This window comes from Pararhizobium mangrovi (assembly GCF_006516965.1).
In the GTDB taxonomy this organism is placed as follows: Bacteria; Pseudomonadota; Alphaproteobacteria; order Rhizobiales; family Rhizobiaceae; genus Pararhizobium_B; species Pararhizobium_B mangrovi.
Map to the genome: position 1 here is coordinate 23776 of NZ_VHLH01000001.1, position 26519 is coordinate 50294.

27 protein-coding genes, 1 other RNA gene and 1 pseudogene are annotated in these 26519 nt (G+C 65.0%); 17 read left to right on the top strand and 12 right to left on the bottom strand.

What is annotated here, in order from left to right:
* Positions 1-29: 29 nt before the first annotated feature.
* From FJU11_RS00125 to FJU11_RS00135, 3 genes are all read left to right on the top strand, one after another.
* Positions 30-1544: a CpaF family protein gene (locus FJU11_RS00125; RefSeq protein ID WP_235890695.1), complete on the top strand. Its 1515-nt coding sequence runs from the start codon at positions 30-32 to the stop codon at positions 1542-1544.
* Between the two features lie 149 nt (positions 1545-1693).
* Positions 1694-2704, top strand: coding sequence for a type II secretion system F family protein (locus tag FJU11_RS00130; RefSeq protein WP_141164976.1), 1011 nt, complete (start codon positions 1694-1696; stop codon positions 2702-2704).
* A 6-nt stretch (positions 2705-2710) separates the two neighbouring features.
* The gene (locus FJU11_RS00135) at positions 2711-3700 is read left to right on the top strand and encodes a type II secretion system F family protein (RefSeq protein ID WP_141164977.1); all 990 of its coding nucleotides are present in this window, start codon (positions 2711-2713) and stop codon (positions 3698-3700) included.
* A 108-nt stretch (positions 3701-3808) separates the two neighbouring features.
* Here the strand turns inward: FJU11_RS00135 and FJU11_RS00140 are convergent, their stop codons facing one another.
* Positions 3809-4591 carry a tetratricopeptide repeat protein gene (locus tag FJU11_RS00140; protein WP_328591711.1) on the bottom strand — a complete coding sequence of 261 codons (783 nt, stop codon included), beginning with the start codon at positions 4589-4591 and terminating at the stop codon, positions 3809-3811.
* A gap of 233 nt (positions 4592-4824) precedes the next feature.
* On the opposite strand from FJU11_RS00140, the gene FJU11_RS00145 reads away from it, so the two are divergent.
* A complete protein-coding gene (locus tag FJU11_RS00145) occupies positions 4825-6222 on the top strand; it encodes a leucyl aminopeptidase family protein (protein ID WP_141164979.1) in 1398 nt (465 codons plus the stop codon).
* A 65-nt stretch (positions 6223-6287) separates the two neighbouring features.
* The gene (locus FJU11_RS00150) at positions 6288-7163 is read left to right on the top strand and encodes a C40 family peptidase (RefSeq protein ID WP_141164980.1); all 876 of its coding nucleotides are present in this window, start codon (positions 6288-6290) and stop codon (positions 7161-7163) included.
* 43 nt (positions 7164-7206) lie between these two features.
* Here FJU11_RS00150 and FJU11_RS00155 read toward each other — a convergent pair whose 3' ends face one another.
* The 4 genes from FJU11_RS00155 to FJU11_RS00170 all read right to left on the bottom strand — a co-directional run bounded on the left by FJU11_RS00155 (position 7207) and on the right by FJU11_RS00170 (position 11511).
* Positions 7207-8163, bottom strand: a complete 957-nt coding sequence (locus FJU11_RS00155) for a 2-hydroxyacid dehydrogenase (RefSeq protein WP_141164981.1) — start codon at positions 8161-8163, stop codon at positions 7207-7209.
* The gene (locus FJU11_RS00160) at positions 8160-8768 is read right to left on the bottom strand and encodes an NUDIX domain-containing protein (RefSeq protein WP_141164982.1); all 609 of its coding nucleotides are present in this window, start codon (positions 8766-8768) and stop codon (positions 8160-8162) included. Before FJU11_RS00160 ends, FJU11_RS00155 begins: the two co-directional genes overlap by 4 nt.
* Positions 8765-10408: an ABC transporter ATP-binding protein gene (locus tag FJU11_RS00165; protein ID WP_141164983.1), complete on the bottom strand. Its 1644-nt coding sequence runs from the start codon at positions 10406-10408 to the stop codon at positions 8765-8767. The genes FJU11_RS00160 and FJU11_RS00165 overlap by 4 nt, the downstream gene beginning before the upstream one ends.
* A 71-nt stretch (positions 10409-10479) precedes the next feature.
* The gene (locus tag FJU11_RS00170) at positions 10480-11511 is read right to left on the bottom strand and encodes a sodium:calcium antiporter (protein ID WP_210242818.1); all 1032 of its coding nucleotides are present in this window, start codon (positions 11509-11511) and stop codon (positions 10480-10482) included.
* 53 nt (positions 11512-11564) lie between these two features.
* On the opposite strand from FJU11_RS00170, the gene FJU11_RS00175 reads away from it, so the two are divergent.
* Positions 11565-11873, top strand: a complete 309-nt coding sequence (locus FJU11_RS00175; RefSeq protein ID WP_141164984.1) for a hypothetical protein — start codon at positions 11565-11567, stop codon at positions 11871-11873.
* 112 nt (positions 11874-11985) lie between these two features.
* Positions 11986-12198: pseudogene (locus FJU11_RS00180) on the top strand (transposase); the annotation flags it as partial.
* A gap of 21 nt (positions 12199-12219) precedes the next feature.
* Here FJU11_RS00180 and FJU11_RS00185 read toward each other — a convergent pair.
* Positions 12220-12636: a cytidine deaminase gene (locus FJU11_RS00185; RefSeq protein WP_328591713.1), complete on the bottom strand. Its 417-nt coding sequence runs from the start codon at positions 12634-12636 to the stop codon at positions 12220-12222.
* A 100-nt stretch (positions 12637-12736) separates the two neighbouring features.
* Between FJU11_RS00185 and ssrS the strand changes: the two genes are divergently transcribed.
* The 4 genes from ssrS to FJU11_RS00205 all read left to right on the top strand — a co-directional run bounded on the left by ssrS (position 12737) and on the right by FJU11_RS00205 (position 15277).
* Positions 12737-12895: non-coding RNA, 6S RNA (ssrS, locus tag FJU11_RS00190), on the top strand.
* A gap of 90 nt (positions 12896-12985) precedes the next feature.
* Entirely contained in the window at positions 12986-13606 is a 621-nt protein-coding gene (locus FJU11_RS00195) for a 5-formyltetrahydrofolate cyclo-ligase (protein WP_141164986.1), read from the top strand.
* Between the two features lie 9 nt (positions 13607-13615).
* The gene (locus tag FJU11_RS00200) at positions 13616-14446 is read left to right on the top strand and encodes a TIGR00282 family metallophosphoesterase (RefSeq protein ID WP_141164987.1); all 831 of its coding nucleotides are present in this window, start codon (positions 13616-13618) and stop codon (positions 14444-14446) included.
* 63 nt (positions 14447-14509) lie between these two features.
* Positions 14510-15277, top strand: a complete 768-nt coding sequence (locus tag FJU11_RS00205; protein ID WP_141164988.1) for a TerC family protein — start codon at positions 14510-14512, stop codon at positions 15275-15277.
* Between the two features lie 170 nt (positions 15278-15447).
* Here the strand turns inward: FJU11_RS00205 and FJU11_RS00210 are convergent, their stop codons facing one another.
* On the bottom strand, positions 15448-15942 hold the full coding sequence (locus FJU11_RS00210) for a pyridoxamine 5'-phosphate oxidase family protein (RefSeq protein ID WP_141164989.1): 495 nt from the start codon (positions 15940-15942) through the stop codon (positions 15448-15450).
* 273 nt (positions 15943-16215) lie between these two features.
* Here FJU11_RS00210 and FJU11_RS00215 point away from each other — a divergent pair, with 273 nt between their 5' ends.
* Positions 16216-16962 carry a YebC/PmpR family DNA-binding transcriptional regulator gene (locus tag FJU11_RS00215; RefSeq protein ID WP_141164990.1) on the top strand — a complete coding sequence of 249 codons (747 nt, stop codon included), beginning with the start codon at positions 16216-16218 and terminating at the stop codon, positions 16960-16962.
* An 82-nt stretch (positions 16963-17044) separates the two neighbouring features.
* Here the strand turns inward: FJU11_RS00215 and FJU11_RS00220 are convergent, their stop codons facing one another.
* Entirely contained in the window at positions 17045-18052 is a 1008-nt protein-coding gene (locus FJU11_RS00220; protein ID WP_141164991.1) for an LLM class flavin-dependent oxidoreductase, read from the bottom strand.
* 169 nt (positions 18053-18221) lie between these two features.
* Between FJU11_RS00220 and ruvC the strand changes: the two genes are divergently transcribed.
* The 5 genes from ruvC (at position 18222) to ruvB (ending at position 21219) form a co-directional block, all read left to right on the top strand.
* Entirely contained in the window at positions 18222-18725 is a 504-nt protein-coding gene (gene ruvC, locus FJU11_RS00225) for a crossover junction endodeoxyribonuclease RuvC (protein WP_141164992.1), read from the top strand.
* Between the two features lie 62 nt (positions 18726-18787).
* A complete protein-coding gene (locus FJU11_RS00230; protein ID WP_141164993.1) occupies positions 18788-19042 on the top strand; it encodes a type II toxin-antitoxin system PrlF family antitoxin in 255 nt (84 codons plus the stop codon).
* A 50-nt stretch (positions 19043-19092) separates the two neighbouring features.
* On the top strand, positions 19093-19506 hold the full coding sequence (locus FJU11_RS00235; RefSeq protein ID WP_141164994.1) for a type II toxin-antitoxin system VapC family toxin: 414 nt from the start codon (positions 19093-19095) through the stop codon (positions 19504-19506).
* 13 nt (positions 19507-19519) lie between these two features.
* On the top strand, positions 19520-20134 hold the full coding sequence (ruvA, locus tag FJU11_RS00240) for a Holliday junction branch migration protein RuvA (protein WP_141164995.1): 615 nt from the start codon (positions 19520-19522) through the stop codon (positions 20132-20134).
* 44 nt (positions 20135-20178) lie between these two features.
* Positions 20179-21219: a Holliday junction branch migration DNA helicase RuvB gene (ruvB, locus tag FJU11_RS00245; protein ID WP_141164996.1), complete on the top strand. Its 1041-nt coding sequence runs from the start codon at positions 20179-20181 to the stop codon at positions 21217-21219.
* A 516-nt stretch (positions 21220-21735) separates the two neighbouring features.
* Here the strand turns inward: ruvB and FJU11_RS00250 are convergent.
* The 4 genes from FJU11_RS00250 to FJU11_RS00265 all read right to left on the bottom strand — a co-directional run bounded on the left by FJU11_RS00250 (position 21736) and on the right by FJU11_RS00265 (position 26451).
* Complete coding sequence (locus FJU11_RS00250; protein WP_141164997.1) at positions 21736-23208, bottom strand: DUF2254 domain-containing protein; 1473 nt, start codon at positions 23206-23208, stop codon at positions 21736-21738.
* Between the two features lie 4 nt (positions 23209-23212).
* Entirely contained in the window at positions 23213-24121 is a 909-nt protein-coding gene (locus tag FJU11_RS00255; RefSeq protein WP_141164998.1) for an NAD-dependent epimerase/dehydratase family protein, read from the bottom strand.
* Entirely contained in the window at positions 24118-24945 is an 828-nt protein-coding gene (locus tag FJU11_RS00260) for a glycosyltransferase (RefSeq protein ID WP_141164999.1), read from the bottom strand. Before FJU11_RS00260 ends, FJU11_RS00255 begins: the two co-directional genes overlap by 4 nt.
* Before the next feature lie 285 nt (positions 24946-25230).
* On the bottom strand, positions 25231-26451 hold the full coding sequence (locus FJU11_RS00265; protein ID WP_141165000.1) for an NAD-dependent epimerase/dehydratase family protein: 1221 nt from the start codon (positions 26449-26451) through the stop codon (positions 25231-25233).
* Positions 26452-26519: the final 68 nt, after the last annotated feature.

Consider the following 26519-nt stretch of genomic DNA (forward strand, 5'->3'; position numbering starts at 1 on the left):
CGCCACAGGAAATTCACGAAGGCACTCGCATGTTCGGAAAGCGCACCCAGAACGATCTCGCGCGCGGCAAGGTGGTCGAAACGCAGGCCGCCGAAGCCGCGCCGCTCGCCCCCGAATACGAAGGCACGCAGACGCGCGAGCCTTCGCCCGCACGCGAGAAGGGATCGGCGCATGAGCCGGTGGAACCGAACACGCCCAAGCCCGCCAAGATTTCTCCGCAGACGGTGAGCCAGCCGGCGCCGCGCCGGCGCAGTGCCCGCACGGAATCCTACTACGACACCAAGTCCCAGGTCTTTTCGGCGCTGATCGACACGATCGATCTCTCGCAGCTCGCCAAGCTCGACATGGAGAGCGCGCGCGAGGAAATCCGCGACATCGTCAACGACATCATCACCATCAAGAACTTCGCGATGTCGATCTCCGAGCAGGAAGAACTGCTCGAGGATATCTGCAACGACGTGCTCGGCTACGGGCCGCTCGAGCCGCTTCTGGCGCGCGACGACATCGCCGACATCATGGTCAACGGCTCCGGCCAGACCTTCATCGAAGTGAACGGGCGGACCGAGGAGTCCGAGATCCGCTTCCGCGACAACGGCCAGCTCCTGTCGATCTGCCAGCGCATCGTCAGCCAGGTCGGCCGACGCGTCGACGAATCGAGCCCGATCTGCGACGCGCGCCTGCCGGACGGCTCGCGCGTCAACGTCATCGCTCCGCCGCTCGCCATCGACGGAACGGCCCTGACGATCCGGAAGTTCAAGAAGGACAAGCTCACCCTCGACCAGCTCGTCAAGTACGGGACGATCACTCCGGAAGGCGCGACGATCCTCCAGATCATCGGCCGGGTGCGCTGCAACATCGTAATTTCCGGCGGCACGGGCTCGGGCAAGACGACGCTTCTGAACTGCCTGACGCGCTATATCGACACCGACGAACGCATCATCACCTGCGAGGATTCCGCCGAGCTCCAGCTCCAGCAGCCGCACGTCGTACGCCTCGAAACGCGCCCGCCCAACATCGAGGGCGAGGGGCAGGTGACGATGCGCGACCTCGTCAAGAACTGCCTGCGCATGCGGCCCGAACGCATCATCGTCGGCGAAGTGCGCGGACCGGAGGTCTTCGATCTCTTGCAGGCGATGAACACCGGCCACGACGGCTCGATGGGCACGATCCACGCCAACTCACCGCGCGAATGCCTGTCGCGCATGGAGTCGATGATCGCCATGGGCGGCTACGCCCTGCCGGCAAAGACCGTGCGCGAAATCATCACCGGCTCGGTCGACGTCGTGATCCAGGCGACCCGGCTTCGCGACGGCTCGCGACGCATCACGCACATCACCGAAGTGCTGGGCATGGAGGGTGACGTCATCATCACCCAGGATCTCATGACCTTCGACATGGAGGGCGAGGACGCGGACGGCCGGATCATCGGCCAGCACAAGTCCACCGGTATCGGCCGCCCGCATTTCTGGGATCGCGCGCGCTACTACGGCGAGGAAAAGCGCCTTGCGGCGGCGCTCGACGCGATGGACGAGACGAAGGCCTGAGGGCCGCGTGACCGGTTCGGTTCACGATCGGATTTTGGGGGCAAGGGACATGCGGCGCATAGCTGGACAGGAACGGCGCAAGGCAGGAGCGAGCCGGCGACATGCCGTTTACATCACCCCGACCACGCCTTCGCGGGGGTCCTGAGGCGATGTTCGGGCCGGGACTGAATGTCGTCGTTCTGACGCTGCTCGTGGCCGTCGCCGTCGCCGCGGTCCTTTATGCGCTGCTCTTCTCGCGCTTCGAGAGCGCCAAGCGCACCGACGGGCGCATGCGTCGCGTCAAGGATGCCCATACGGATCGTGCCAACGCCAAGGCGGCACGCGAGCGCATGACGGAGGCGAACAAGCGCCGCAAATCCGTTCAGGACTCGCTGAAGGGGCTCGAGGAACGACAAAAGGAGGACAGCCGGACCAAGGCACCGCCGCTCAAGGATCGCATCCGGCAGGCGGGACTGTCGCTTTCGACGCAGCAATTCGTCATCTTCAGCGCCATCGCGGGCTTCTTCTTTGCGTTCGTCACGTTGATCGCAGGGCTACCGATCTATGTCGTCGCCGGTGCCGCCATCGTCGCCGGCCTCGGGCTGCCGCGCTGGGTCATCGGCTTCCTGCGCAAGCGGCGCCTCGGCGCTTTCATGAACGAATTTCCCAATGCGCTCGACATCATGGTGCGTTCCATCCGCTCCGGCCTGCCGCTGCCGGACGCCATGCGCCTCATCGCGTCCGACGGGCAGGAGCCGGTCAAGACGGAATTCCAGCGCGTCGTCGAATCGCAGCAGATGGGCATGAGCGTTCCGGACGCCTGCGCGCGCATGTACAAGAACATCCCGCTGCCGGAGGCGAACTTCTTCGCCATCGTCATCGCCATCCAGGCACAGGCCGGCGGCAACCTTTCCGAAGCGCTCGGCAACCTTTCGCGCGTCCTGCGGGATCGAAAGAAGATGAAGGCAAAGGTGCAGGCGCTCTCGATGGAGGCGAAGGCGTCGGCCGCGATCATCGGTTCGCTGCCCTTCATCGTCGCGACGCTCGTCTACCTGACGTCGCCCGACTACATGACGGTGCTCTTTACCGACGTACGCGGCCATCTCATCCTAGGCGCTTCCGCGGTCTGGATGACGATCGGCATCCTCGTCATGCGCAACATGATCAATTTCGAGGTCTAGGGCGCCATGTTCACTTCTTTTGCCGCCACGCTGACCAATCCGTCCTTCGTCATGGCGGTTCTCGTCGCCGTCGCCGTCTTCGCGACGCTCTATACGCTCGTCGTGCCGTATTTCGAGCGCGACACGCTCGCCGGCCGGATGCGTTCGGCGGCGCTGGAGCGCGACCAGATCCGCGCACGCGAGCGGGCGCGGCTCAACTCCGAACAGAACGCCCAGAAGGCGGGCCTGCGCCGCAAGAACAACACCTCCGTGCGCGAGATCGTCGAACGGCTGAACCTGAAGGATGCGCTCGCCGACGCATCGACGACGAACAAGCTGCGCGCCGCCGGCCTTCGCTCGCAGAATGCGCTCAACATCTTCCTCTTCGCCCGCTTCGTGCTGCCCTTCGTCTTCCTGGCATTCGCGCTCGTCTACCTGTTCGTCCTCGGCGGCCTTTCGCAGCGCCCGATGATGGTGCGTTTCCTGGTCTGTATCGGTGCGGCCTATGGCGGCTTTTACGCGCCGATCGTCTTTCTATCCAATCGCGTGTCGAAGCGGCAGAAGTCGATCCGCATCGCCTGGCCGGACGCACTCGATCTGCTTCTCATCTGCGTGGAGTCCGGCGTTTCGATCGAGCAGGCGTTGCGGCGCGTTGCCGACGAGATCGCCATTCAGTCCGCCCCGCTCGGCGAGGAACTGATTCTGACGAACGCGGAGCTTTCCTATCTGCAGGATCGTCGGGTCGCCTTCGAGAATCTCGGTCAGCGGACGGGTCTGGATGCGGTGAAATCCGTTGCGCAGGCGCTCATCCAGGCCGAGCGCTACGGCACGCCGATCTCGCAGGCGCTTCGCGTGCTTGCACAGGAAAGCCGCGACGAGCGGATGATGGAGGCCGAGAAGAAGGCCGCAGCCCTGCCGCCCAAGCTGACGGTGCCGATGATCCTGTTCTTCCTGCCGGTGCTTTTCGGCGTCATTCTCGGACCGGCGATCATCCAGGTCATGAACAATTTCGGCTGATCCGCGAAGCCTCTTCGGCACGGATCGTCCGTGATCGCTTCGGTGCCGATAAAACCGGTTCGAAGCGCTCGCCGCTGAAGGTCGCGGGTTTGAATGCCGCTGCGGCGGTTACCCCGTCTTTCCGCCGTCCTTGTTCGACGCGGAAAGCTTCTTCCAGGAATTCTGCTGGGAGAGGACCTTTTCCAGATAGGCCATGTTGGCCTCCGCCTGTTCCTTCGGCAGGTCTTCGGTGGCAAGCCTTTCGGCTTCCTTGAAGCGTCCCTGGAGTCCGACGACCAAGGCAAGGTTCTGGCGTACGCGCGTGTCGGCGTCGGGTTGTGCCGCCGCCTTGCGCAGATAGCTTTCCGCCGTCTGGAGATCGCCGGTCAGCACGTAGGACATGCCGAGATTGGAAAGGGTGGAGGCTTCGTTCGGACGGATGTCGAGGGCCTTGCGATAGGCGTTGCGCGCCTCGTCGGTCCGGCCGAGCTGGTCGAGGATCGCTCCGCGGGCGGAAAGCAGCCGCCAGTCCGGACGGTCCGGTGTCTGCGCGCGCTCGATCGTCGAGAGCGCCTGTTCGAGCTGACCCGCCGCGGCCTGGGCCTTGCCGTAGGCGGCGAGAACCTCGCGGTCGTTGGGAAACTTGATCGCCATCTGGCGCATCACCGCCAGCGCCTGATCGTTGTCGCCGGTCATGCGCAGGATCGTCGCGTAGGACATGCCGATGCGGCGATCGTCCGGCTTCTGGTCGTAGAGCGCACCGATGCGACGTTCGGCATCGGCGAGCTGGCTCGGCGTCATCTGTGAGACGCGCGGCGCTGCGCGCCTGCCGAGCGAGCCGGTGGTCATGGTGCCGTTCGTGGCGCAGCCGGCGAGCGCGATCATCAGCGTCGCCGCCGATGCGCCCATCATGATTCTGGATATCCGCCCGTGCGGCCTGTCGACGCGTATCATGCCCCAACCCCGAATGCTGCCGGTCGATACCGGCCCTCGTGCATGCCGGCTACGCTCGTCGGCGTCCCTTGCCGGCGCCTTGCGGGTGGCTTAGGCTTGGCATCCCGTCACCCTTGGTTCAGCAATATTCCGTTAACGCTAACAGAGCGTTAATTCATCGCCGGCGGCAGCGCCGGCAAGAAAGGTCGCCGATGTCCGCCTTCTCCTACTTCGAGCGCGCCAGTGTCTTCGCCGACGCCGCGAAGGATGGTCGTCCCATCTACGCCTTGACGCCCGGCGAACTGGAAGGCGAGGACCTGGACGAGGGGGCACGCGAATGGGTGCGTGCGAACGGCTTCAAGGCGAAGTCGGGCGAATTCCTGCCGGTACCGGGTGCGGGCGGCGTTCTCGCCGCCGCCCTGCTCGGTCTCGGCGATGCGCCGAAGGACGCTCCGTTCGTCACCGGCTCGCTTGCGCAGCGGCTGCCGGAGGGCAACTGGTACCTCGCCGCCGGCGACGTCGAGGTCCACGCCGCCGCCCTCGGCTTTTCGCTCGGCAGCTACCGCTTCGACCGGTTCAAGAGCGCGCCGGAGACGAAGGCACGGCTCTGCCCGCCGGACGGTTCGGAAAGGGCCGAGCTCGATCGCCAGACGGCCGGCGTCTTCCTCGCCCGCGACCTCGTCAACCTGCCGACCAACCACATGGGCCCCGAAGCGCTGGAGGATGCGTTCCGCCGCCTCGGCGCGCACTATGGCGCGAACGTCTCGGTGACGAGCGGCGACGCGCTTCTCGACGAAAACTTCCCGATGATCCATGCCGTCGGCCGTGCCGGCGCGGAGGCACCGCGCCTCCTCGACATGCGCTGGGGCCGGACGGGCGCGCCCAAGGTCACGCTGGTCGGAAAGGGCGTCTGCTTCGATACGGGCGGGCTCGACATCAAGCCGCCGTCGTCGATGCTGCTCATGAAGAAGGACATGGGCGGTGCCGCGAACGTCATGGGGCTCGCGCTCATGGTCATGGATGCCGGGCTCGACGTGGATCTGCGCGTGCTGGTGCCCGCCGTCGAAAACGCGATTGCCGGCAACGCCTTCCGGCCGAGCGACATCCTGACGAGCCGCAAGGGGCTGACGGTGCAGATCGACAACACCGACGCCGAAGGCCGTCTGGTGCTGGCCGACGCGCTGGCGCTCGCCTGCGAGGAAACCCCCGATCTGCTGATCGACATGGCGACGCTGACGGGTGCCGCCCGTGTGGCGCTCGGTCCCGACGTCGCACCCTTCTACACCCACGATACGGCACTTGCCGGCGCGCTTTCGGCCGCCAGCGAAGCCGAACACGATCCGCTCTGGCGCATGCCGCTCGTCGCCGCCTATGACGACATGCTAACGACGAAGGTCGCCGACATCACCAACGCGCCGTCCGGCGGCTTCGCCGGTTCGATCACCGCCGCCCTGTTCCTGAACCGCTTCGTCGAGCCCGGCACGCGCTGGGCGCATTTCGACATCTATGGCTGGAACCCCAAGGCCAAGCCCCATGCGCCGGTCGGCGGCGAAGCACAGGGCATCCGCGCGCTCTACCGCGTCCTGCGCGAACGCTACGGCGAGGCCTGAACCGACCCTTCCGAACGCGCCGGCAAGCTTAAGGCTGCGGCTTGCCGGAAATAGGAGATGAAGCCATGTCCGATGCGCTCGACCAGCGCCTTCACGCCTATCGAAAGGACCTTGCCGACGTCCGGCTGAAGGATACGGCCGAGGCCGCGACGTATGTGGAAGCGAAACCGTGCCATGTCGTCGCCTCGGTCGCCGACCTCAAGCGCGCTCCGCGGCGCGAGGCCGGCACCGACACGCAACTGCTGCTCGGCGAGGCGGTCGAAATCTTCGAGCACGCCGCCGGCTGGTGCTGGGTCCAGGCAAAGCGCGACGGCTATGTCGGTTATGTCGAGGAGGGAACCCTTCGTTCCGGCACGTTCGCGCCGACGCACCGGATCGTCGCGCAACGCACGTTCGTCTATCCGGATGCCGACCTGCGCCTTCCGCCGACGGACACGGTTTCGGCCGGCAGCCTGATCGCAATCGACGGCGAGGCCGAAACGCGCGGAACCCGTTACTTCCGGCTTGCCGGCGGCGGTGCCGTCGTCGCCGATCACTGCCGTCCGGTGCACGAACCGGCGGCGGCGGACTACGTTTCGATCGCCACCCGCTTCCTGCACACGCCCTATCTATGGGGCGGGCGCTCGGGCTTCGGCATCGACTGTTCCGGTCTTGTCCAGCTTTCCCTTCAGCTCGCCGGGCACGAAGCCCTGCGCGATACGGACATGCAGGAAGGCTCGCTCGGCCACGCCTTCGATCCGGCCGCGGAAGGCGGATTGCGCCGGGGCGATCTCATCTTCTGGAAAGGCCATGTCGGCATCATGGAGGATGGCGAGAGCCTGTTGCACGCGAACGGCCACGCGATGGCCGTGGCCCGCGAGCCGCTCGATGCGGCAAGGGCGCGCATCGCCGCGACCTATGGCCCCCCGACCTGCTTTCGACGGATCGCCGGCGCCGTCTGAGTTCGCGAGGCCTCAGAGCGCTTCCGTATGAACCTGAGAAGTCCTAGTAGCGCCGCGTCGGATCCACCGTATCGCTCAGCGGTTCACCGGCCTCGTGGGCATCCATCTGGCGTACCATCGGCGGCACCAGTTCCGCCGGTACGGAGATTGCGGCGGCATGTGGCGTGACCGTGACCTTCGGATGAGACCATAGCGGGCTATTGGCGGGCAACGGCTCCGTCTCGAATACGTCGAGTGATGCGGCGCCGAGGCGGCCGGCGTCGAGCGCGGTGAGGATCGCGGCCTCGTCCTGCAGGCCTCCGCGACCGGCGTTGATCAGGATGGGTGCGCCGAGCGGACCGCGCTCCTTCATCTTCGCGAAGAGATCGCCGTCGACGATATGGCGGGTCGCCTTCGTCAGCGGCAGCAGGACGACGAGAATGTCGAGATCGGAGAGGAAGGTTTTAAGCCCGTCCTCGCCGTGGTGACAGGTCACGTTATCCACGGTCTTCGCGCTTCGCGACCAGCCGGTTACGCGGAAGCCGAGATTGGCGAGCTTTCCCGCCGCATCCGTGCCGAGTTCGCCGAGGCCCATGATGCCGACGGTCACGTCGCTCGCAGCCGGCTGGTTCAGTTCCTCTTCCCAGATCCGGTTTGCCTGGCGCTGCCGATAGGCCGCCCCGCTTCGATGATGGTCGAGCACCCGCCAGACGACGTATTCGCTCATGCGCATGGTCAGATCCCAGGAGACCGCGCGCACGATCGGTACCGCCGGCGGTTCGCCTGCGGCAAAGACGTGGTCGACGCCGGCCCCGACGGAAAAGATCGCCTGAAGGTTCGGAAGGCGCGAGAGCACGTCCGGCTCCGGCTTCCATACGACCGCATAGCGGATCGAGGCGTCCTCGGGTCCATCGGGTTCGCTGACGATGCGTCGATCGGGGGCGGCGGCCGTCAGGGCTGCCATCCAGTCGTCGGCGGGAAAGCCGGTGATCGAAAGGAGGACGGTACCTTTTTCCGTCATGGTCGGTCTGTCTCGCTCGTAAAGGGAACTTCCGTCTGCCTTGCGAACCAGTTCAGCGCAAGCAGGGTGAAGACATTCGCGATGCGCCCGTCGTCGGCTGCGGCGATCGCATCGGCCGGCGTGCAGGAAATGGGATGGATGATTTCGTTCTCGTCATGCCCGGCGCGCGCGAGAAGATCGCGCGAATTGACGCGTGCGAGATAGAGCGTCACGTTCTCGTCGGTGATGCCGGGCGACGAACAGAAGCGGTTGATCTCGCGCATGTCGGTTGCGACGAGCCCCGTCTCTTCGGTCAGTTCGCGCCGTGCGGCTTCCTCGTTCTCCTCGCCCGGATCGACGGCCCCGGCGACCACTTCGACCATCATGCCGCGCCCGTTCGCCAGATGGCCGCCGATGCGGAACTGGCGAATGAGAACGATCCGGCCGGCATCGGGGTCGAAGGGCAGGACGGCGACGATCGGCGGGCTGCGCAGCGCCTGCCGGGTGACGGAGGCGCCTTCCTGTTCGAAGGTGAAGACGTCGACCGGGCGGAAACCGTCATAGCCGCGTTCCTCGCTCTTCATTGCAACCTGGCTTGCGCCGTCGGCGATCGGTTTCTCGCTCATTGGTTCACGACGCCGCGCGGTGCGGTCTCCAGTTTGAAGGCGGCCGCCATCAGTGCCTTGGTGTAGTCGGTTTGCGGCGCGTCGAAGATCGCCTCGGCCGTGCCTTCCTCGACGATCTTTCCGTCGCGCATGACGATGACGTCGTTGGCAAGCGCACGCACGACCTTCAGGTCGTGGCTGATGAAGAGATAGGCGAGCGAATGGTTGCGTTGCAGTTCGCGCAGAAGATCGACCACCTGCGCCTGCACACTCATGTCGAGCGCCGAGGTCGGCTCGTCGAGCATGACGAATTTCGGTTTCAGCACCATGGCGCGCGCGATCGCGATGCGCTGGCGCTGACCGCCGGAAAACTCGTGCGGATAGCGCCAGCGCGTCGCCGGGTCGAGGCCGACTTCGCCGAGCGCTTCCGCCACACGGCCGTCACGCTGCCTCGAGGACAGGGTCGGTTCGTGGATGCGCAGGCCCTCCGCGACGATGTCGGCGACGGACATGCGCGGGGAGAGCGAGCCGTAGGGATCCTGGAAGACGACCTGCATGCGGCTACGCATCGGCTTCATCTCGCGGAAGGAGTATTCCGCGATGTCGCTGCCGACGAAGGCGATGCGCCCCTTCGAGCCGATGAGGCGCGTGAGCGCAAGACCGAGCGTCGTCTTGCCGGAACCGGATTCGCCGACGACGCCGAGCGTCTGGCCTTCGCGCAGCGTCAGGTCGATGCCGTCGATCGCCTTCACGTTGTCGACGACGCGGCGCAGGAAGCCGCGTCGCACCGGGAACCACACCTTCACGTCCTCGCCCTGAAGCACGATCGGTGCCTCCCGGTCGGCGACCGGCGGCCGACCCTTCGGCTCGGCGGAAAGAAGGTGTCGCGTATAGGGATGCTCGGGCTTGGCGAAGATCGCTTCGGTCCGGCCGCGTTCGACGATCTTGCCGTTCGTCATCACGCACACGCGGTCGGCGAACTTGCGCACGATGCCGAGGTCGTGGGTGATGAAGAGCACGGCCATGTGGTACTCGTCGCGAAGCTTGCCGAGGAGATCGAGGATCTGCGCCTGCACCGTCACGTCGAGTGCCGTCGTCGGCTCGTCGGCGATCAAGAGCTTCGGCCGGTTGGCGAGCGCCATGGCGATCATTACGCGTTGCCGCTGGCCGCCGGAAAGCTGGTGCGGATAGGCCGAAAGCCGGCTTTCGGCATTGCGGATGCCGACCTGGTTCAGGAGTTCGAGCGTGCGTTGGCGCGCCGGCTTCTCGCGCATGCCCTGATGGATCGCCAGAACCTCGCCGATTTGGCGTTCGATCGTGTGGAGCGGGTTGAGCGACGTCATGGGCTCCTGGAAGATCATGGTGATCCCGTTGCCGCGCACCTGCCTCAGACGCTTGTCGGAAACCGCCAGCAGATCCTCGCCCTCGAAACGGATCTCGCCGGTCGGGTGGGCCGCGGCCGGATAGGGCAGGAGCCTCAAGACCGAAAGCGCGGAGACCGATTTGCCCGAACCGGATTCGCCGACGAGTGCGAGCGTCTCGCCGGGCGCGATGTCGAAGGAAATGCGATCGACCGCGGTCGATACGGCCGCGTCCTGCTGGAAGGTGACGGAAAGATCGTGCACCGAAAGGAGCGGCGCCTTCGTCGGTTCCTCGCTCATATGCGTCCTTCGGTTCCCCTTCGCTCGCCCGTCCGCGTGATTCAATGCCTGCGGACGGTCGTTCTTCGTCCTTACCCCATCGTGACCAGACTGGCCACGGCGATGACGTAGAGTGCTGCGACTATCCACCCCTCGAAGCCGATGTTGCGGCGTTCGCGCTGGAGCATGCCGAGCACGAAGATCGCGGTCATCGCGATCACGATCGCCGTCAGGAAGCGCTCTCCGTCCGTGATCGCGTGGTAGATCGAACCGTTACGGTAGGCAATATCGGCGACACCGGCAAACAGGGTGTCGAAGGCGTTGCCGCCGATGATGCCGCCAACGGCGAGCTGCGGCGATCCTGCGCGCACGGCCGCGATCGCCGTGACGAGCTCCGGCAGCGACGTGACGGTCGACGTCAGCAGCGTTCCGACGAGCCCTTGCGAGACGTCGAGCGAGGAGACGAAGGTCGTCCCGATCTGCGCGACGGCGAAACCCGCGATGCCGACGAGCACGAGGCAGAGGAGAAAGCCCGGAATGGTCCGCTTCAGCGGCGTGTGTTTGGCCTCGTCGTCGGGTTCGTCCTCCTTCGTTTCGTGCGTCGGGGTGACGCGCCACATGGGATCGACGCTCGAGGACTGTGCCAGCGACAGCCCGTAGACATAGCCGACGAAGATGAGGATCGATGCGGGGTGGATCGCGAAGACGGTGATGTCCGGGCCGAGGCTCGCAGCCAGCATGATACCGAGAAGCGCGATCAGCACCGAGCCGTTGATGATGTTGGAGATGTCGGCGCCGGCATGTTCGAGATTGGCGCGGCGGTAGAAGAAGTCCGCGACGACGAGAAAGAGGCTCTGCACGGCGATGCCGCCGATGGCGTTGGAATAGGCGAGCGAGGCGTAGCCGTTATACGCCGTCCAGGCCGACGTGATGACGCCCGGCAGCGAGGTCGCCGCGCCGAGCAGCACCGCACCCGTCAGCGCCTCGCCGAAACCGGTCTGGTCGGCGATGCGATCGGCGAGGAAGCTCATTTTCGAGCCCGCGACGAGGATGACGACCGTCGCGACGGCGAACACGGCGAACTGCAGCCAGAGCGCGCTCTCGGCCGAAAGCAAGAGGTTCATGAAGACCTTTCGCCGGAGCGGCGTTCAAGCAGCGGGACGCCGCCTGCGGCGCCGTGGGTGACGAGCGGGAACGCGTCGACAGGGAAAAGGGTTCAGGCACCGCATTTCGCAAGCGACTGAAACCCGACCACGATGCAGATTTGCGGGAAAAGCGCGCCTTTGTCGAGATGACACTGGCGTACTCGGCCGGAAAGTTCGATTGGCGATGGAGCGAAATCGCGCCTGATGTCGTGGGAACCCTAACCGGCGATCGCCGCGATGATTTCTTCGAGGATTGTAAGGTTCGGTTCGATGGCGAGAACGGTTCCCGACACCGCTTCCGGCATGCGGGGATCGGAGGGGATCGAATGGCTTCTGCTTAGCGCTACTTTGGCAGTTACCGATTTGAGGGTTCCCACGCGTTCCGATCGATGATCCATAGGGTCTTCAGCAAAGCTGGAAGCGGACCGGCGCAGAGATCTGGACTGAGGGCTCTTGCCGTTCCCGGCGGGGTTACTGCACAAGACGCCGGTACGGATATGCCCGGCCTACGTGGCGGGTCTTATCGGTCCTGGCGATCGCAAGAGCATCCAGCCCATGGCGGCGTGCGACGAGGATGTCGGTTATGACCGGATGCATCACTTCATCGCCAGCGGCACCTGGGACACCGCCCCGCTCGAGGCGGCGCTGCTGCCGGAGGCGGATCGGCGAAGCGCCATGGGTCAGTCATTAGCTGCGCGAATACCGTTCGGGAAGCAAGGTTTGCACGGATGCGATACGGGCTCCATCCGGCCCCGGCACGATGATTTCGGCGTCCGGAGCGTAGTCGGCGATCATCTCCCGGCACATGCCGCACGGCGATACAATGCGGGGCTCGGGATCGTCGGGCCCCTGCTGGCGTACGGCGACGATCGCGGCAATGCTTGCAGCGTCTCCGGCCGTTGCGGCCGCGCCGATCGCCACCGCTTCGGCGCAGACCGTGATGCGCCCGATCGTGCATTCGAGATGAACGCCCGTATAGATGCGTCCCGAACGCGTAACGAGCGCACAGCCGACGTGGTGGCGTCCGGCCGAATAGCGGGTGCGGATCGCGTCTCGGGCCATATCGACCAACAAGCGTTGTCTTTCTTCCAGCATTGCGATCATCCTTACCGTTGCGGCAATCGGCGGCCCGTCGTTCGAAAATTCGCTCGGGCCACGGAGCAAGGCTCTTTTCCGGGGGCGCGACGCGGTCTATATTCCGTCTTGCGGTCTGCGCTTCCCGACAGGGTTCACAATCCCCGGGGCCTTAATCGATCTCAGGGGAGCTGTCCCTGCTTGAGCCCGTGGGTTCTTGCATATGGCGCCCACCTACAGTGTAGGTTCCCGGGATCGTATATAATCCATCGGTTGTCGCGGATCGCATTCGGACCCATCGGTCCGACACCTTTCTCTTCCATCGATCGTCGCTTGCCCTTCGGGGCTTTCGCCACAATGTCTTCATGGATTAAGACCCATGGACCGGCATCGAGGCAAGGGAGAGGGCGAGATCGACAAGGCGACGCTTCGGCGACGGGCGCTCGATGCGCGCGACGGGCTATCCGAAGAGACCCGTATCGAAAAGAGCATGGCGATTGCCGATCACGGCGCCGGGCAGTTGACGTTCGAGGCAGGCACGATCGTTGCCGGCTTCATGCCGATCCGCTCCGAACCCGATCCGCGTCCGTTGATGGCCTCGCTCGCCGAGCGCGGCGCGCGGCTATGCCTTCCCGTCGTGCTCGACAGCACCACCATCGTCTTTCGTGAACTGATCCGCGGCGCGACCCTCGTGCCGACGGGTTTCGGTACGCTCGGTCCGGATGCCGACGCGGCCGTCGTTCATCCGGGCCTCATGCTCGTGCCGCTCGCCGCGTTCGATCGAAACGGACACCGGATCGGCTACGGGGCGGGACACTACGATCGCGCGATCGCCCGCCAAGTAGCCGAGGGAATCCATCCCCGTCTCGTCGGCATCGCCTTCGACCTGCAGGAAATCGATGCGGTGCCCACCGAGCCGCACGACCATCCGCTCGATTGCGTGCTCACCGAAACCGGGCTTCGCGCGTTCGCGACCGACGCCTTTCACGATACGCGCTAGGGAGACCCCATGCGACTTCTCTTTCTCGGCGATATGGTGGGGCGTACCGGACGGCACGCGGTCTTCGACCGGCTCCCGGGTCTCGTCTCCGATCTCAGGCTCGACTGCGTGATCGTCAACGGCGAAAACGCGGCCGGTGGCTTCGGCATCACCGAATCGATCTTCAACGACACCATCGACGCCGGCGCGGACGTGGTGACGACCGGCAATCACGTCTGGGACCAGCGCGAGGCGCTGACCTTCGCCGATCGCTACGACCGGTTCCTGCGACCCGCGAACTTTCCGTCCGGCACGCCCGGCCGCGGATCGACGCTGATCACCACGAAGAACGGCGCGCGTGTGCTCGTTGCCAACGTCATGGGGCGGCTCTTCATGCAGCCGGACCTCGACGATCCCTTCGCAGCGGCGGAAGCCATTCTCGCCGCCTGTCCGCTCGGCGAGCAGGCGGATGCCGTCGTCTTCGACTTCCACGCCGAGGCGACGAGCGAGAAGCAGTGCTTCGGCCATCACGTCGACGGGCGCGCGAGCCTCGTCGTCGGCACGCATACCCACGTCCCGACGGCCGACTGCCAGATCCTGCCCGGCGGCACGGCCTACCAGTCCGACGCCGGCATGTGCGGCGACTACGATTCCTCGCTCGGTATGGACAAGGAGGAGCCGCTCTCGCGCTTCGTCACCAAGCTGCCGCGCGGCCGCTTCGAAGTCGCCTCCGGCCCGGCGACGGTGTGCGGGCTCGGCGTCGAGATATCCGATCGCACGGGCCTTGCGGAGAAGGTGGCGCCGCTTCGTCTCGGCGCGCGGCTCGCCGAAACCGTACCTGCCTTCTGGCAGGCGGATTGAACGCCGTAGGTGAGACGCCTACATGGCGATGGTCATTTTGTCGCAGGTTCCGGGGGCACGGTTTTGGACTGGTTCGCCACGCATTTCGACTTCGTCAACCAGCCCGAAGGCTGGATCGCACTCGTCACGCTCGTGGTCATGGAGGTGGTGCTCGGGATCGACAATCTGATCTTCATTTCGATCCTGACCAACAAGCTGCCGGAGGAAAAGCGCGCGACGGCGCGGCGCACGGGGATCGGCGCGGCGCTGGTGCTGCGGCTCGGCCTGCTCGCCACCGTCTCGATCATCGTCGGCCTCACCGCGCCGGTCTTCACCCTCTTCGACCACGGCTTTTCCTGGCGCGACATCATCCTGCTCGCCGGCGGTCTCTTCCTCGTCTGGAAGGCGACGCGCGAAATCCACCATGCGGTCGATCCGCACGAGGAGAAGGAGAAATCCTTCGGTAAGGCGGCATCGATGACGGTCGGCGCCGCGATCGTCCAGATCCTGCTGCTCGACCTCGTCTTCTCGATCGATTCGATCATCACCGCCGTCGGCATGACCGATCACATCGCCATCATGTTCATCGCCGTGATCGTCGCCGTGACGCTGATGCTGATCGCTTCCGGGCCGCTGTCGCGCTTCATCGAGGCGAACCCGACGATCGTCATGCTGGCGCTCGGCTTCCTCATGATGATCGGCATGACGCTGATCGCCGACGGCCTCGGCTTCCACGTACCGAAGGGTTACATCTACGCGGCCATGGCGTTCTCCGCGCTTGTCGAGGCACTGAACATGCTGGCACGACGCAAGCGCCGCCGGCAGCCGCAAACCGCCGAAGAGACGGCTTGAGCCTTCTGTCGCAAGTCGGCGATGAATGGTTGAGGGCCGACGTTCTCAGTACCCACTGACGTCATCCTCGGGTCGGGGTCGAGCCCGAGGATGAAGAGTGGAAAGTCCGCCGTCCTATCGATGCCGGTTAAAGGGGACGTCATGGGCGTTTCCGCCAAAACCATACAGCTCTAGAAACGAAGCTGTTTCGAGATTCCGACATCCGGCTCGCCGCCGCCCGCGTTCGCCTTGGCGATCTGCCAGCCGAACTTGAGCGTCGAGTTCGTCGAGGCCCAGACGTGCCCCTCGTCGAGCTTCAGCGCGAGCATCGTCAGGTCGGGATCCTCCTTGCCGTGCTCGAACCATGCCTCGATGACGGCGTTCCAGAAGCGGTCGCGGATCTCCGGATCCATGCGCTCTTCCAGGCTGCCGGAAAGCGAAGCGTGATAGTCGTGGCTCTTGCCGACGACCGCCACGAGGCCGCGGCCCCTGCCTCCGACGTTCTGGACTAGGTCGCTCGATTTGCGGGCGAAGAACCAGATGGTCTTCGTCTCGCGATCGAGTTCCGGCGCCATCGGCTGCTGCGCGCCCTTGCCTTCGACGCCCAGCATGACGGCATGGATGTTGTCGATCTCTTCCCAGAGCTGGTGTTCCGGTTCGGTCTCGGCGAGCTTGAGGTCGGCCATCGTCGCGTTTCCTTCGTGATCTTCGGATGGTGGATATCGTCGCGCGGAAGACGTCCCGCGCAGCATCTGCCGGGTAACGTCATCACCCGCCAAGCGTTCCGCATTGGCATGGCGGGCCGGTTGAAAGGTGCGTGATCTGGACGCGCCCCGCCGGGCTGGCCTATAAGGCGGTCGGAAAATTCGAGGTTGCACGTGGTGCCCGACGGCGCCGGCCGTGCGACCGAAAGCACGCGAAGCGATCGCGAACGCACCGGAACGACGAGAAGGAATGCCATGGCCGGCCATTCACAGTTCAAGAACATCATGCACCGCAAGGGCCGGCAGGACGCCGTGCGCTCGAAGATCTTCTCCAAGCTCGCCCGCGAGATCACCGTCGCGGCGAAGATGGGCGCGCCCGATCCGGACATGAACCCACGCCTGCGTCTGGCGATCCAGAACGCCAAGGCGCAGTCGATGCCGAAGGACAACATCGAACGTGCGATCTCGAAGGCGACCGGCGGCGACGCGGAGAACTACGACGAGGTTCGCTACGAAGGCTACGGCCCCGGCGGCGTCGCGCTGATCGTCGAGGCGCTGACCGACAACCGCAACCGTTCGGCTTCCAACGTACGGGCGGCTTTCTCGAAGGCCGGCGGGTCGATGGGCGAGACGAACTCCGTCGCGTTCATGTTCGACCATGTCGGCGAGATCGTCTATTCGCCCGACGCCGGCGATGCAGAGACCGTGATGGAAGCGGCGATCGAGGCCGGTGCGGAGGATGTCGTCTCCGACGAGGAGGGCCATGTCATCATCTGCGCCTTCGAGGACATCGGCGACGTCTCGAGCACCCTCGAAGAGCGCCTCGGCGAGGCTCAGATTGTGCGCCCCGTCTGGCGCCCGCAGACCAACACGCCGGTCGACGAGGAAAAGGCGGAGTCGGTCCTGCGACTGATCTCCGTGCTCGACGACGACGACGATGTCCAGAACGTCTACTCGAATTTCGAAGTCGACGACGCGGTGATGGCGAAGCTGTCGGCGTAGGGTCTTTGCGACCATGACGATTTTCAAAGCCCCGTCGTGTTCGTCACGGCGGGGCTTTTTGGTTTGCATGTCGCGCTGAAAGCTACTCCGCCGCTTCCCGATGCCGTTCGCCCATTGCGTCGGCGACGATCGACAGCGTCGTCTTGCGCATCTCGAAGTCGAAGATCGGTGCGGAGACCATCAGTTCGTCGATACCGGTGTCGGCCACGAACCGTTCCGCCTTGGCCTTCACCGTCGCCGGAGAGCCGATCAGCGCATAGCGGAAGGTGTGCTCGACGCCTGCCTTCTCGCGCGGATGCCAGATCGCGTCCATGTCCTCGACGGGCTTCGGCACCTGGCCGGGATTGCCGCGGCGAAGATACACGAAGTTCTGCTGTGCGGAGGTGAAGTGGTAGCGCGCCTCTTCGTCCGTTTCGGCGGCCGAGGCCATGACGCCTGCCATCGCGTAGGGCTTTTCGAGCTGAGCCGATGGCTGGAAGCGATCGCGATAGACCTGCAGCGCATCGAACAGCATGTCCGGCGCGAAATGCGAGGCGAAGGCGAAGGGCAGGCCGAGGGCTGCGGCGAGCTGCGCGCTGAAGAGGCTCGATCCCAGAAGCCAGATCGGAACATTGGAGCCGCTGCAGGGCACCGGGTTGAGGTGCCGGGAAGGATCGCGCGGGCCGAGATAGGCCTGCAGTTCCTGGACGTCCTGCGGAAAGGCGTGCGCGCTCGCCTCGAGGTCGCGGCGCAGGGCACGCGCGGTGCCCATGTCGGTGCCGGGCGCACGGCCGAGGCCGAGATCGATGCGGTCCGGGTAGAGGGCTGCGAGCGTGCCGAATTGCTCGGCGATGACGAGCGGCGAGTGGTTCGGCAGCATGATGCCGCCGGATCCGACGCGAATGTGGTTCGTCCCGCCGGCGATATGGCCGATGACGACGGCCGTCGCGGCGCTCGCGATACCAGGCATGTTGTGGTGCTCGGCCACCCAGTAGCGCGTGTAACCGAGGCTTTCGGCGTGGCGGGCCAGGTCGCGCGAGTTGGCGAGCGCTTCGGACGGAGTGCCGCCTTCGGTGATGGGGGAAAGGTCGAGAACGGAATAGGCGGTCATGATTCATCTCCTGGCCTTCGAGGCGAAGGCGCGTCAGGGTCGCTGTTGCCGTCGAATCTAGAGATGGTGCCGCCATAGCGCCACCCGCCTGGGACGATTGGACTACCGCGTTTTTGTTTTGTTCACTTCTAGGCTGCATGCCGGACGGATAAGACGCTAGGATGGACGCATGACCGCAGCGATTCGCATCATCGGTATCGACCCGGGTCTCAGGAACACCGGCTGGGGGATCGTCGAGACCCTCGGTTCGTCGCTGCGCTTCGTCGCGGCCGGGACGGTGCATTCCGATGGTACCCTCGATCTCGCCTCGCGGCTGGCGCAGCTTCACGACGGTCTGGCCGAGGTCGTGCACGCACAGCAGCCCTTTGAGGCGGCGGTCGAAAAGACCTTCGTCAACAAGGACGCCACCGCCACGCTGAAGCTCGGCCAGGCCCGCGGCATCGCCATGCTCGTGCCTGCGCGCGCCGGACTGAAGGTCGCGGAATACTCGCCGAACGCGGTGAAGAAGGCCGTTATCGGCGTCGGACACGGCGACAAGAAGCAGATCCACATGATGGTGAAGGTGCTTTTGCCGAAAGCGACGTTCGATACGGCGGACGCGGCCGACGCGCTGGCGATCGCGATCTGCCATGCGCACCATCGCGAGAGCGTGGCGTACCGGTTTGCGGTATAGCCTTTGTTCTTGACTTGTTCCTTTAGTAAGAATAGTTCTTACTTGTAAGAGTGGAGAACGGAATGCGTATGACGAGCAAGGGACAGGTGACGATTCCACGGGATCTACGCGAGCTTGCCGGCCTCGGCCCACGGACCGAAGTCATCTTTGCCATCGAAGACGGAAAGGTCACGATCGCCCGCAAACACGACGAGACGGCGTCCCGCGATGATGAAAGGTTGAAGGCTTTTTTGGCAGCGCTCGATCGGCTCGAAGGCACGGGCAATCCGAACATCGACGCTAACGCCGTCATGCGCGCGACCCGCGGCGAGGAATAGGGAGCCGTGGCAAGCAACCTCGAACATGGCTGCCCGCTGTGGATGTTTCGATGGTGACGCTCGTCGACACGAACGTCCTCATCGACCTCGCGGTTCGTGATGCGGAATGGCGGGTGTGGTCGCATGCTCGGCTTTCAAGTGCGCGAGAGCACGGCGCTATCGTCATCAATCCGGTAATCTATTCGGAGTTTTCCTACCGCTACACGGATCCCGAAGAGGTGGAGGCGGTGCTAGATCCCGAAGCATTTCGGCGAGAAGGCCTTCCGTGGCCGGCCGCTTTCGCCGCAGCGCAAGCGTTTCGTCGGTATCGGGAAGCGGGAGGCAAGCGCGACCGGGTGCTTCCTGATTTTCTGATCGGCGCGCACGCCGCGATCCGCGGCTACGATCTCTTGACGCGCGATACCGGCCGCTATGCCACCTACTTCCCCACCGTCTCGCTGATCACGCCGGAGAGCCATCCATGAAGAGCGCCCCGCGATGATCGGCAAGCTCAAGGGCACCATCGACGAGATCGGCGAGGATCACGTCGTGCTCGACGTGCACGGCGTCGGCTACGTCGCCTATTGCCCGGGCCGCGTGCTTGCGCGTCTGGCCGTCGGCGAGGCGGCGGTGCTCTTCATCGAGACCTATGTGCGCGAAGATGCGATCCGACTCTACGGCTTTTCCTCGGTGCTCGAACGCGAATGGTTCCGCCTTCTTCAAAGCGTGCAGGGCGTCGGCGCCAAGGTCTCGCTCGCCGTCCTGTCCACGCTTTCGCCGAGCGAGCTTTCTAACGCGGTCGCGCTGCAGGACAAGACGTCGATCTCGCGCGCGCCGGGCATCGGCCCGAAGGTCGCGCAGCGCATCGTCTCGGAGCTGAAGACGAAAGTGCCTGCCGGGGCGATGGAAGCGGGCGAGGGCATGGCCTTCAAGCAGGCCGTCGGCGAGGGAACCGCGCCCGGTGCCGCGGCGGATGCCGTCTCCGCGCTCGCCAATCTCGGCTATTCGCGCGAGCAGGCGGCGACCGCCGTCAACGCGGCCGTAAAATCCGCCGGCGAGGATGCCGGAAGTGCGACCCTCATCAAGCTCGGCTTGAAGGAACTCGCACGGTGAGTAGGCTCGCGCTCCGTCCAACCTTTCGCAGCGAGTGCTGATCGATGAGCGATGCCGACCGCCTCGTGACCGCCGACCGGCGCAGCGAGGATCTCGACCAGGATCTGCGCCCGCAGTCGCTCGACGCCTTTACCGGCCAGGCGGCGGCGCGCGCGAACCTTAAGATCTTCATCGAGGCCGCGAAGACACGCGGCGAGGCGCTCGATCACGTGCTCTTCGTCGGTCCGCCGGGGCTTGGCAAGACGACGCTCGCGCAGATCATGGCGAAGGAACTCGGCGTGAACTTCCGCGCCACCTCCGGCCCGGTCATCGCCAAGGCCGGCGACCTCGCGGCCCTGCTCACCAATCTGGAGGAGAACGACGTTCTCTTCATCGACGAGATCCATCGCCTCAGCCCGGCCGTCGAGGAAATCCTCTATCCGGCAATGGAGGATTTCCAACTCGACCTCATCATCGGCGAGGGGCCGGCCGCGCGCTCGGTGAAGGTCGACCTTTCGCGTTTCACGCTCGTGGCGGCGACGACGCGGCTGGGACTGCTCACGAACCCGCTGCGCGATCGTTTTGGCATCAATGTGCGCCTCAACTTCTATACGGACGATGAGCTTCAGGACATCGTTACGCGTGGCGCGCGGATCATGAGACTGCCGATGGAAGCAGAAGGCGCGCGCGAGGTTGCCCGTCGCGCCCGTGGTACCCCGCGCATCGCCGGCCGTCTTCTGCGCCGCGTGCGCGATTTCGCGGAGGTCGCGCAAGCCGAAAAGGTGACGCGCGATGTCGCCGATAAGGCGCTGAACCGGCTCGACGTCGACGCAATTGGCCTCGACGAGCTCGACCGGCGTTACCTTTCCATGATCGCGAAGAATTTCGGCGGTGGTCCCGTCGGCATCGAGACGATCGCCGCCGGTCTTTCGGAGCCGCGCGACGCGATCGAGGACATCATCGAGCCCTATCTGATCCAGCAGGGCTTCATCCAGCGAACCCCGCGCGGGCGCATGCTGACGGCGAACGCCTGGGGCCATCTGGGACTTGCCGCACCGGCCGCCCCGCGCGAGCAGGTTGGCCTGTTCGAAGATCCCGATGACTAGAGCATTTTCCAGCCGGATTGATCCAGTCTGGCGTCGTGAACAATGCGCAGACCGAAGGGATAGAGCGCTGGACCTGATTCAATCAGGTCGTAAAGCGCGCTAGGAACGCGTTCGTCCGACCGGAATCCGCTCGCAGTTTCCGGATCGGGACCGAAGCGGATCGTCACCACCGGGTCGGCAGTCCGGGCGTCGATGCGTCGGCGCGCGATGCTCCTGCTTCTCGAGCTGCGTATACCTGTTTCAGACGACGTCAAGCCGAAGGCGCTTAATCCTGCCGCTTCGTTCGGTGGGATAGCCCGAACGTTTCGGTTTCACGTGAAAGCGCCCACGATGTCGCTTCAACGCGGCATTGGGGACAGGAGCCGTCGATAAAACGGCGTACCCTCGCTCCATCGGCCTCGGCCTCGACCCAAGGATCCAGCTCTGCCGCTACACCGGGTCGAGTTCGGATTGAACGGTCCAGTGGACGCCCGACACCTTGGCCGTACGGAGAGCGTCCCGAAGGCGTGATGCCGGTCAGTCCGCGTGTCTCCGCGCGGCCGGCATCTCCGCCAGTCGGTCGGCGAGGTCGACGATCTGCGGGAAAGGGCGTCGGCGTTTAGGGCTGGAAAGCGCGGTGAAGACGGTTTTTGCCTCCACCTCGACTTCGGCGAGCGAGGGGCCCGCGAGTGCGCCGCGGGCAAGGTGCAGGAGGTTGGTCGCTTCCTCGCGCAGCGCGTCGAGGTTCGCATCGCTCGCGCAGTGCCTTGCGACGATCTCCAGCGTGCGCAGGAAATGGGTGGTGGCGATCTTGTCGCCGGCTGCGTATTCCCGGATCGCGCCGAGCGAACGGCGAAGATAGGAATGGAATCCGAGCGTTTCGGCAACGATGCACAGCTTGCCCTGCGCATCGATGCGTAACGGATCGGGTGCGGGCCGGCCGGCAAGCTGTGCGAGGGCAGCACCCAGCCAGTCGATGCAGGTGATGGCCGTGAAGGGGTCGTTGACGCCCGGCGAAAGCGCCCGAGCCGCGATCTCGACGAGTTCGTCCACCATGAAGAGCATGTCGTCGGTCGGCGTGCGAAGCGCGCCCATCGCGAACGCACTGCGGATGCCGCGTTCGGCCTCCGGGGTCACCCGCTCCTTCGGCCATGCCTCGCAAAGCAGCGACCCTTCGAAGACGAAGTCGCCCGGGCGCACGGTAAGCCGGATGACGATCGTGTGCTGGCTGGCGGTCGACATCAGCGTCGTGTCGTCGAGGAACTGGATGTAGCCGCGCGTCTCGGCGTTCACTTCGGCGAATTCCTCCGCGACTGCCGCCGCATCGGCACCGGGGCGCAGTGCGGCGGGAAGCTGCCACCATGCCTCCTCAGCGTCTTCGCGCGTCGCCGTCCCCGTGCCGACGTTCTTCGGAAAACGGCTGTCGATTTGCGCCAGCAGCGCGTCGCCGATGCCGCGGATGACGTTCGAAATGTGAATGCGGGAGGGAACGTGATGGATGAAGTAGATCAGCACGGCGATCGAGCACAGCGCCAGCGCCATCGAAAGGATGAGCCCGAGATTGGGCACGAAGCCGTTCGAAACGAGGTCCGAGGCGCTGGAGCTTTCGTCCGCGGAATGGATCGTGCGCAGCACCATGATCGAGAAGACGAAGGTGGCGGTGAAGACGCCGAGTGTGATCTGGTTGCCGCGGTCGGAGAGGAAATTGGTGAGAAGCCGTGGGCCGTACTGGCCCGAAGCGTAGACGACGGCGGCCATCGTCACGGAAAACACCGTACCGGCAACGCCGATCATCGAGCCGGCGACGGCGGTCAGGATGGCGCGCGCGCCGTCCGGCCGGCTCGCGACGAAGAAGAGCTGGCTCGGTATCCAGTTGCCGCCGAGCCACCGGTCGATCATGGTCGAGGCCAGCGAAAGCACGAAGGCGGCAAGCGCCATGATCGTCGGAATGAACCAGTAGCTGGAGCGCAATTGCTCCAGAAGCTTGTCGAACCGCGCCCTCAGACCCATCACGCTATCCCTTTCCGTGTCCGGCGATGAAAGCACGGGCGAGTTGACGGACGGTATCCTCGAGCCGCCGTTTCCCGCCCGGTCGCCAGCCGAGAGCGCGCAGGCGATCGCTCCTCATGATGCCGAGCGCGGACGGGTCGCCGCGCTCGGGCAGGGCATTTTCGCATGCGCTTTCCTCGGCAAGCATACGAAGGATGTCTCGGCGGTCGGCGACGACGTCGGAGACGTTGAGGAGCAGGTCCGACGGCGCCGATGTGCGAAACAGCGCGAGGCGGACGGCCTGCGCAACGTCTTCGCCGTGCACTTCCGTCCCGCAGCGCGGTGCGATCGCGCGTCCGGCGAGCCAGTCGGCAAAGAGCGCTTCCCATTTGTGGCGACCGGTGCCGGGCGTCGCGCCGTAGACGCCGGTCACGCGCAGGCGGGTCGTGACGAAATCCGGTCCGGCGAGGGCGGCAAGGTCGGCTTCCGCCTCGTGTTTGACGGTACCGTAGAGAGTGTCGGGATGCGCCACCGTCTTTTCGTGAAGCGATGTGCCGGCCGGTTCAGAGCCATAGACGGCGCGCGAGGAAAGGAAGACCGCCGATCGGATGCCGGCCGCCTTCGCCGCTTCGAAGAGCGCTCGGCTTCCATCGCGGTTGGCGCGGCTGAAACCGGCAGGATCGTCGCCTTCGCCACCGCGATAGCGACCCGGCACGTGGGCGAAGGCCGCGTGGACGAGATGGGTCGTCCCGGCGAGTGCCGCGGGGGCGAGATGGTATGGGTCGAGCGTCAACCTATGAAATTCGACGGGTCGCGAAAAGCCGGGTTCCGGCAGCGCGCGCCCGGCGGCGACGACCGCGTGACCTTCGGCGAGCAGGTGTTCGACGACGAAGCGTCCGACATGGCCGGCACCGCCGGTGACAAGAACCCTCACTGCGCGGTACCCGGTCCGGGGAGGCCGGCGATATCGGGGATCGGCGCGCCGTCGTGGAAGGCGTGCCACAGGTCGATCAGCGGCCGAAGCCGGTCGGCCCTGCCGTGGCCGATTTCCCACGGCTTTTCGTACTGGTAGTGCAGCACGCCGATCGAGGGCCAGTGCCAGAGTTCCGGCAGGTTGAACCAGACGTATTGCAGCATGTTCATGGTGACCGGCAGACCGTGCCAGTCGGGAAAGTACGTCTGGAGGAATGTCTGGTCGGTGCGCGGCCAGAAGGCGTCCGGCGCATCCAGCGCTTCGAGCATCGCCGCGTAGGTCGCGTTGGAAGGGCGCGCGACGAAGACGCCCGAGTTCAGCCGATGGAAGTCCACGAGGCTCTCGTAGACGTTGGGGGCGGCGGAGAATTCGGGGTAGGCGAAAAGCTTGTCGATGGTCTTGAGCACCAGCGTATCGGCGTCGAGAAAGACCACGCGCTCGTACTCGGTCAGTTCCCACAACCGCAATTTCGCGAAGTTGTCGAGCGGCGTGTGGAAGTCTGGTTTACGCCCCTTCGTGAACGGCTTGTCGGCATGCAGGCGACCCCTGGCATGGCGCGCATCGAACGCTTTTGATGTCGCAAGCAGTGCGACCGGATGGAGGCGCGCACCGAGTTCGGCAAGAGGTGCGAGGTCGGCTTCGCCGACGCCGCCGGTATGCATGACGACGATGTCGGCCGCGGTGCCGGAAAGGCGCAACGAGCGAACGAGTGCCTTCGCGCCTTTTGCGAAGTCCGCATTGGTGACCAATGTGACGTAGGCGTAGCGGGGGCGGGGCGGGTTCAATGTTTATTCAATGCCTAATAAAGGATAGTCTGCTATTCAAGGTCCCGTCGAAGACGCCCGCATGCTGGACCGTGGAGATAGGGCATGGCCGTCAAACACAAAGAGACAAAAGTTCACAGCGGAACGAAAGGGGGAAAGACCGGCTGTGGAACCGACACCAGAGAACACCCTTCCCATTGGGTGAATACGCACGAGCGTATCAGCTGCAACAAGAATGGCTGCAGAAACTAGGCGCGTCTTCACCCAACGTCGATCGGACGATGCCTGTGCGAATGACGCAGCCGATCAGCCGACGCTCTTCAGCCGCTTTCCCTCCGGATCGCGCTCCACCGTCTTGGCAATCTCCTTCGTCCACGCGGAAACGGCCGGAACGCGCGAGCGGTCGATGCGGTAGGCGTATTTGCGGGCGACATCGACGACCTCGCTCATCAGCCCCTGTTCGAGCGTGATCGGATCGAGGCCGAGGGCGCGGAACTGTTCGTTGCGCACGACGAGGTCGTTCTCGGCGGCTTCCTTGCGCGGGTTCGGCAGGTAGGCGATCTTCGTCCCCGTCATCTCGGCGATCATCTCCGCCAGATCGCGCACCCGGTGCGTCTCGGTCATCTGGTTGAAGATCTTCACCCGGTCGCCCGCTTCGGGCGGATTGGCGAGCGCCAGTTCCACGCAGCGCACCGAATCCTGGATATGGATGAAGGCGCGTGTCTGGCCGCCCGTGCCGTGGACGGTCAGCGGATGGCCGATCGCCGCCTGGATGAGGAAGCGGTTCAAGACCGTACCGTAGTCGCCGTCGTAGTCGAAGCGGTTGACGAGCTGCTCGTGCCGGCGTGTCTCATCCGTGTGCGTGCCCCAGACGATGCCCTGGTGCAGGTCGGTGATGCGAACGCCGTCGTTCCTGGCGTAGAACTGGAAGACGAGCTGATCCAGGCACTTCGTCATGTGATAGATCGAGCCCGGATTGGCCGGGTAGAGGATCTCCTGGCTGGCGGTCTCGCCCGAAAGCGTCTCGACGCCGACCGGCAGGTATCCTTCCGGGATCGCGGCGCCGACGCTCGAATAGCCGTAGACGCCCATCGTGCCGAGATGGACGAGGTGGGCGTCGAGGCCGATCTCAACCATCGCGTTCAGGAGGTTGTGCGTGGCGTTGACGTTGTTGTTGACCGTGTAGTTCTTGTGGCGGTCCGTCTTCATGGAATAGGGCGCGGCGCGCTGCTCGGCGAAATGGACGACGGCGTCCGGTCGTTCCTCGGCGAGCCAGTTCTTCAGGACGTCGTAGTCCTTTGCCAGATCGATGAGGTGGAAATGGATGCGCCGTCCGGTCTCGGCGTGCCAGATTCGCGTGCGTTCCTGGATCGAATCCATCGGCGTCAGCGACTGCACGCCGAGTTCGGTGTCGATCCAACGGCGCGAAAGGTTGTCGACGATGTGGATCTCGTGGTCGCGCGCAGACAGGTGCAGCGCGGTCGGCCAGCCGACGAAACCGTCGCCACCCAGAACAGCAATCTTCATGGCGTTATCGTACCCTCTTGTCCGGTAGAGCGCGGAAGCGGTATCGCTTCGGTGTGACAGAAATACAG

Bases quoted from the DNA above. Each gene is read 5' to 3' on its own strand.
- FJU11_RS00185 (WP_328591713.1), bottom strand. From the start codon at position 12,636: ATGATCGCAATGCTGGAAGAAAGACAACGCTTGTTGGTCGATATGGCC.
- FJU11_RS00195 (WP_141164986.1), top strand. From the start codon at position 12,986: ATGGACCGGCATCGAGGCAAGGGAGAGGGCGAGATCGACAAGGCGACG.
- FJU11_RS00235 (WP_141164994.1), top strand. From the start codon at position 19,093: ATGGTGACGCTCGTCGACACGAACGTCCTCATCGACCTCGCGGTTCGT.
- FJU11_RS00220 (WP_141164991.1), bottom strand. From the start codon at position 18,052: ATGACCGCCTATTCCGTTCTCGACCTTTCCCCCATCACCGAAGGCGGC.
- FJU11_RS00265 (WP_141165000.1), bottom strand. From the start codon at position 26,451: ATGAAGATTGCTGTTCTGGGTGGCGACGGTTTCGTCGGCTGGCCGACC.
- FJU11_RS00200 (WP_141164987.1), top strand. From the start codon at position 13,616: ATGCGACTTCTCTTTCTCGGCGATATGGTGGGGCGTACCGGACGGCAC.
- FJU11_RS00140 (WP_328591711.1), bottom strand. From the start codon at position 4,591: ATGATGGGCGCATCGGCGGCGACGCTGATGATCGCGCTCGCCGGCTGC.
- ruvC (WP_141164992.1), top strand. From the start codon at position 18,222: ATGACCGCAGCGATTCGCATCATCGGTATCGACCCGGGTCTCAGGAAC.
- FJU11_RS00210 (WP_141164989.1), bottom strand. From the start codon at position 15,942: ATGGCCGACCTCAAGCTCGCCGAGACCGAACCGGAACACCAGCTCTGG.
- FJU11_RS00150 (WP_141164980.1), top strand. From the start codon at position 6,288: ATGTCCGATGCGCTCGACCAGCGCCTTCACGCCTATCGAAAGGACCTT.
- FJU11_RS00160 (WP_141164982.1), bottom strand. From the start codon at position 8,768: ATGAGCGAGAAACCGATCGCCGACGGCGCAAGCCAGGTTGCAATGAAG.
- ruvA (WP_141164995.1), top strand. From the start codon at position 19,520: ATGATCGGCAAGCTCAAGGGCACCATCGACGAGATCGGCGAGGATCAC.
- FJU11_RS00145 (WP_141164979.1), top strand. From the start codon at position 4,825: ATGTCCGCCTTCTCCTACTTCGAGCGCGCCAGTGTCTTCGCCGACGCC.
- FJU11_RS00170 (WP_210242818.1), bottom strand. From the start codon at position 11,511: ATGAACCTCTTGCTTTCGGCCGAGAGCGCGCTCTGGCTGCAGTTCGCC.
- FJU11_RS00135 (WP_141164977.1), top strand. From the start codon at position 2,711: ATGTTCACTTCTTTTGCCGCCACGCTGACCAATCCGTCCTTCGTCATG.
- FJU11_RS00125 (WP_235890695.1), top strand. From the start codon at position 30: ATGTTCGGAAAGCGCACCCAGAACGATCTCGCGCGCGGCAAGGTGGTC.
- ruvB (WP_141164996.1), top strand. From the start codon at position 20,179: ATGAGCGATGCCGACCGCCTCGTGACCGCCGACCGGCGCAGCGAGGAT.
- FJU11_RS00165 (WP_141164983.1), bottom strand. From the start codon at position 10,408: ATGAGCGAGGAACCGACGAAGGCGCCGCTCCTTTCGGTGCACGATCTT.
- FJU11_RS00250 (WP_141164997.1), bottom strand. From the start codon at position 23,208: ATGGGTCTGAGGGCGCGGTTCGACAAGCTTCTGGAGCAATTGCGCTCC.
- FJU11_RS00155 (WP_141164981.1), bottom strand. From the start codon at position 8,163: ATGACGGAAAAAGGTACCGTCCTCCTTTCGATCACCGGCTTTCCCGCC.
- FJU11_RS00215 (WP_141164990.1), top strand. From the start codon at position 16,216: ATGGCCGGCCATTCACAGTTCAAGAACATCATGCACCGCAAGGGCCGG.
- FJU11_RS00130 (WP_141164976.1), top strand. From the start codon at position 1,694: ATGTTCGGGCCGGGACTGAATGTCGTCGTTCTGACGCTGCTCGTGGCC.
- FJU11_RS00230 (WP_141164993.1), top strand. From the start codon at position 18,788: ATGCGTATGACGAGCAAGGGACAGGTGACGATTCCACGGGATCTACGC.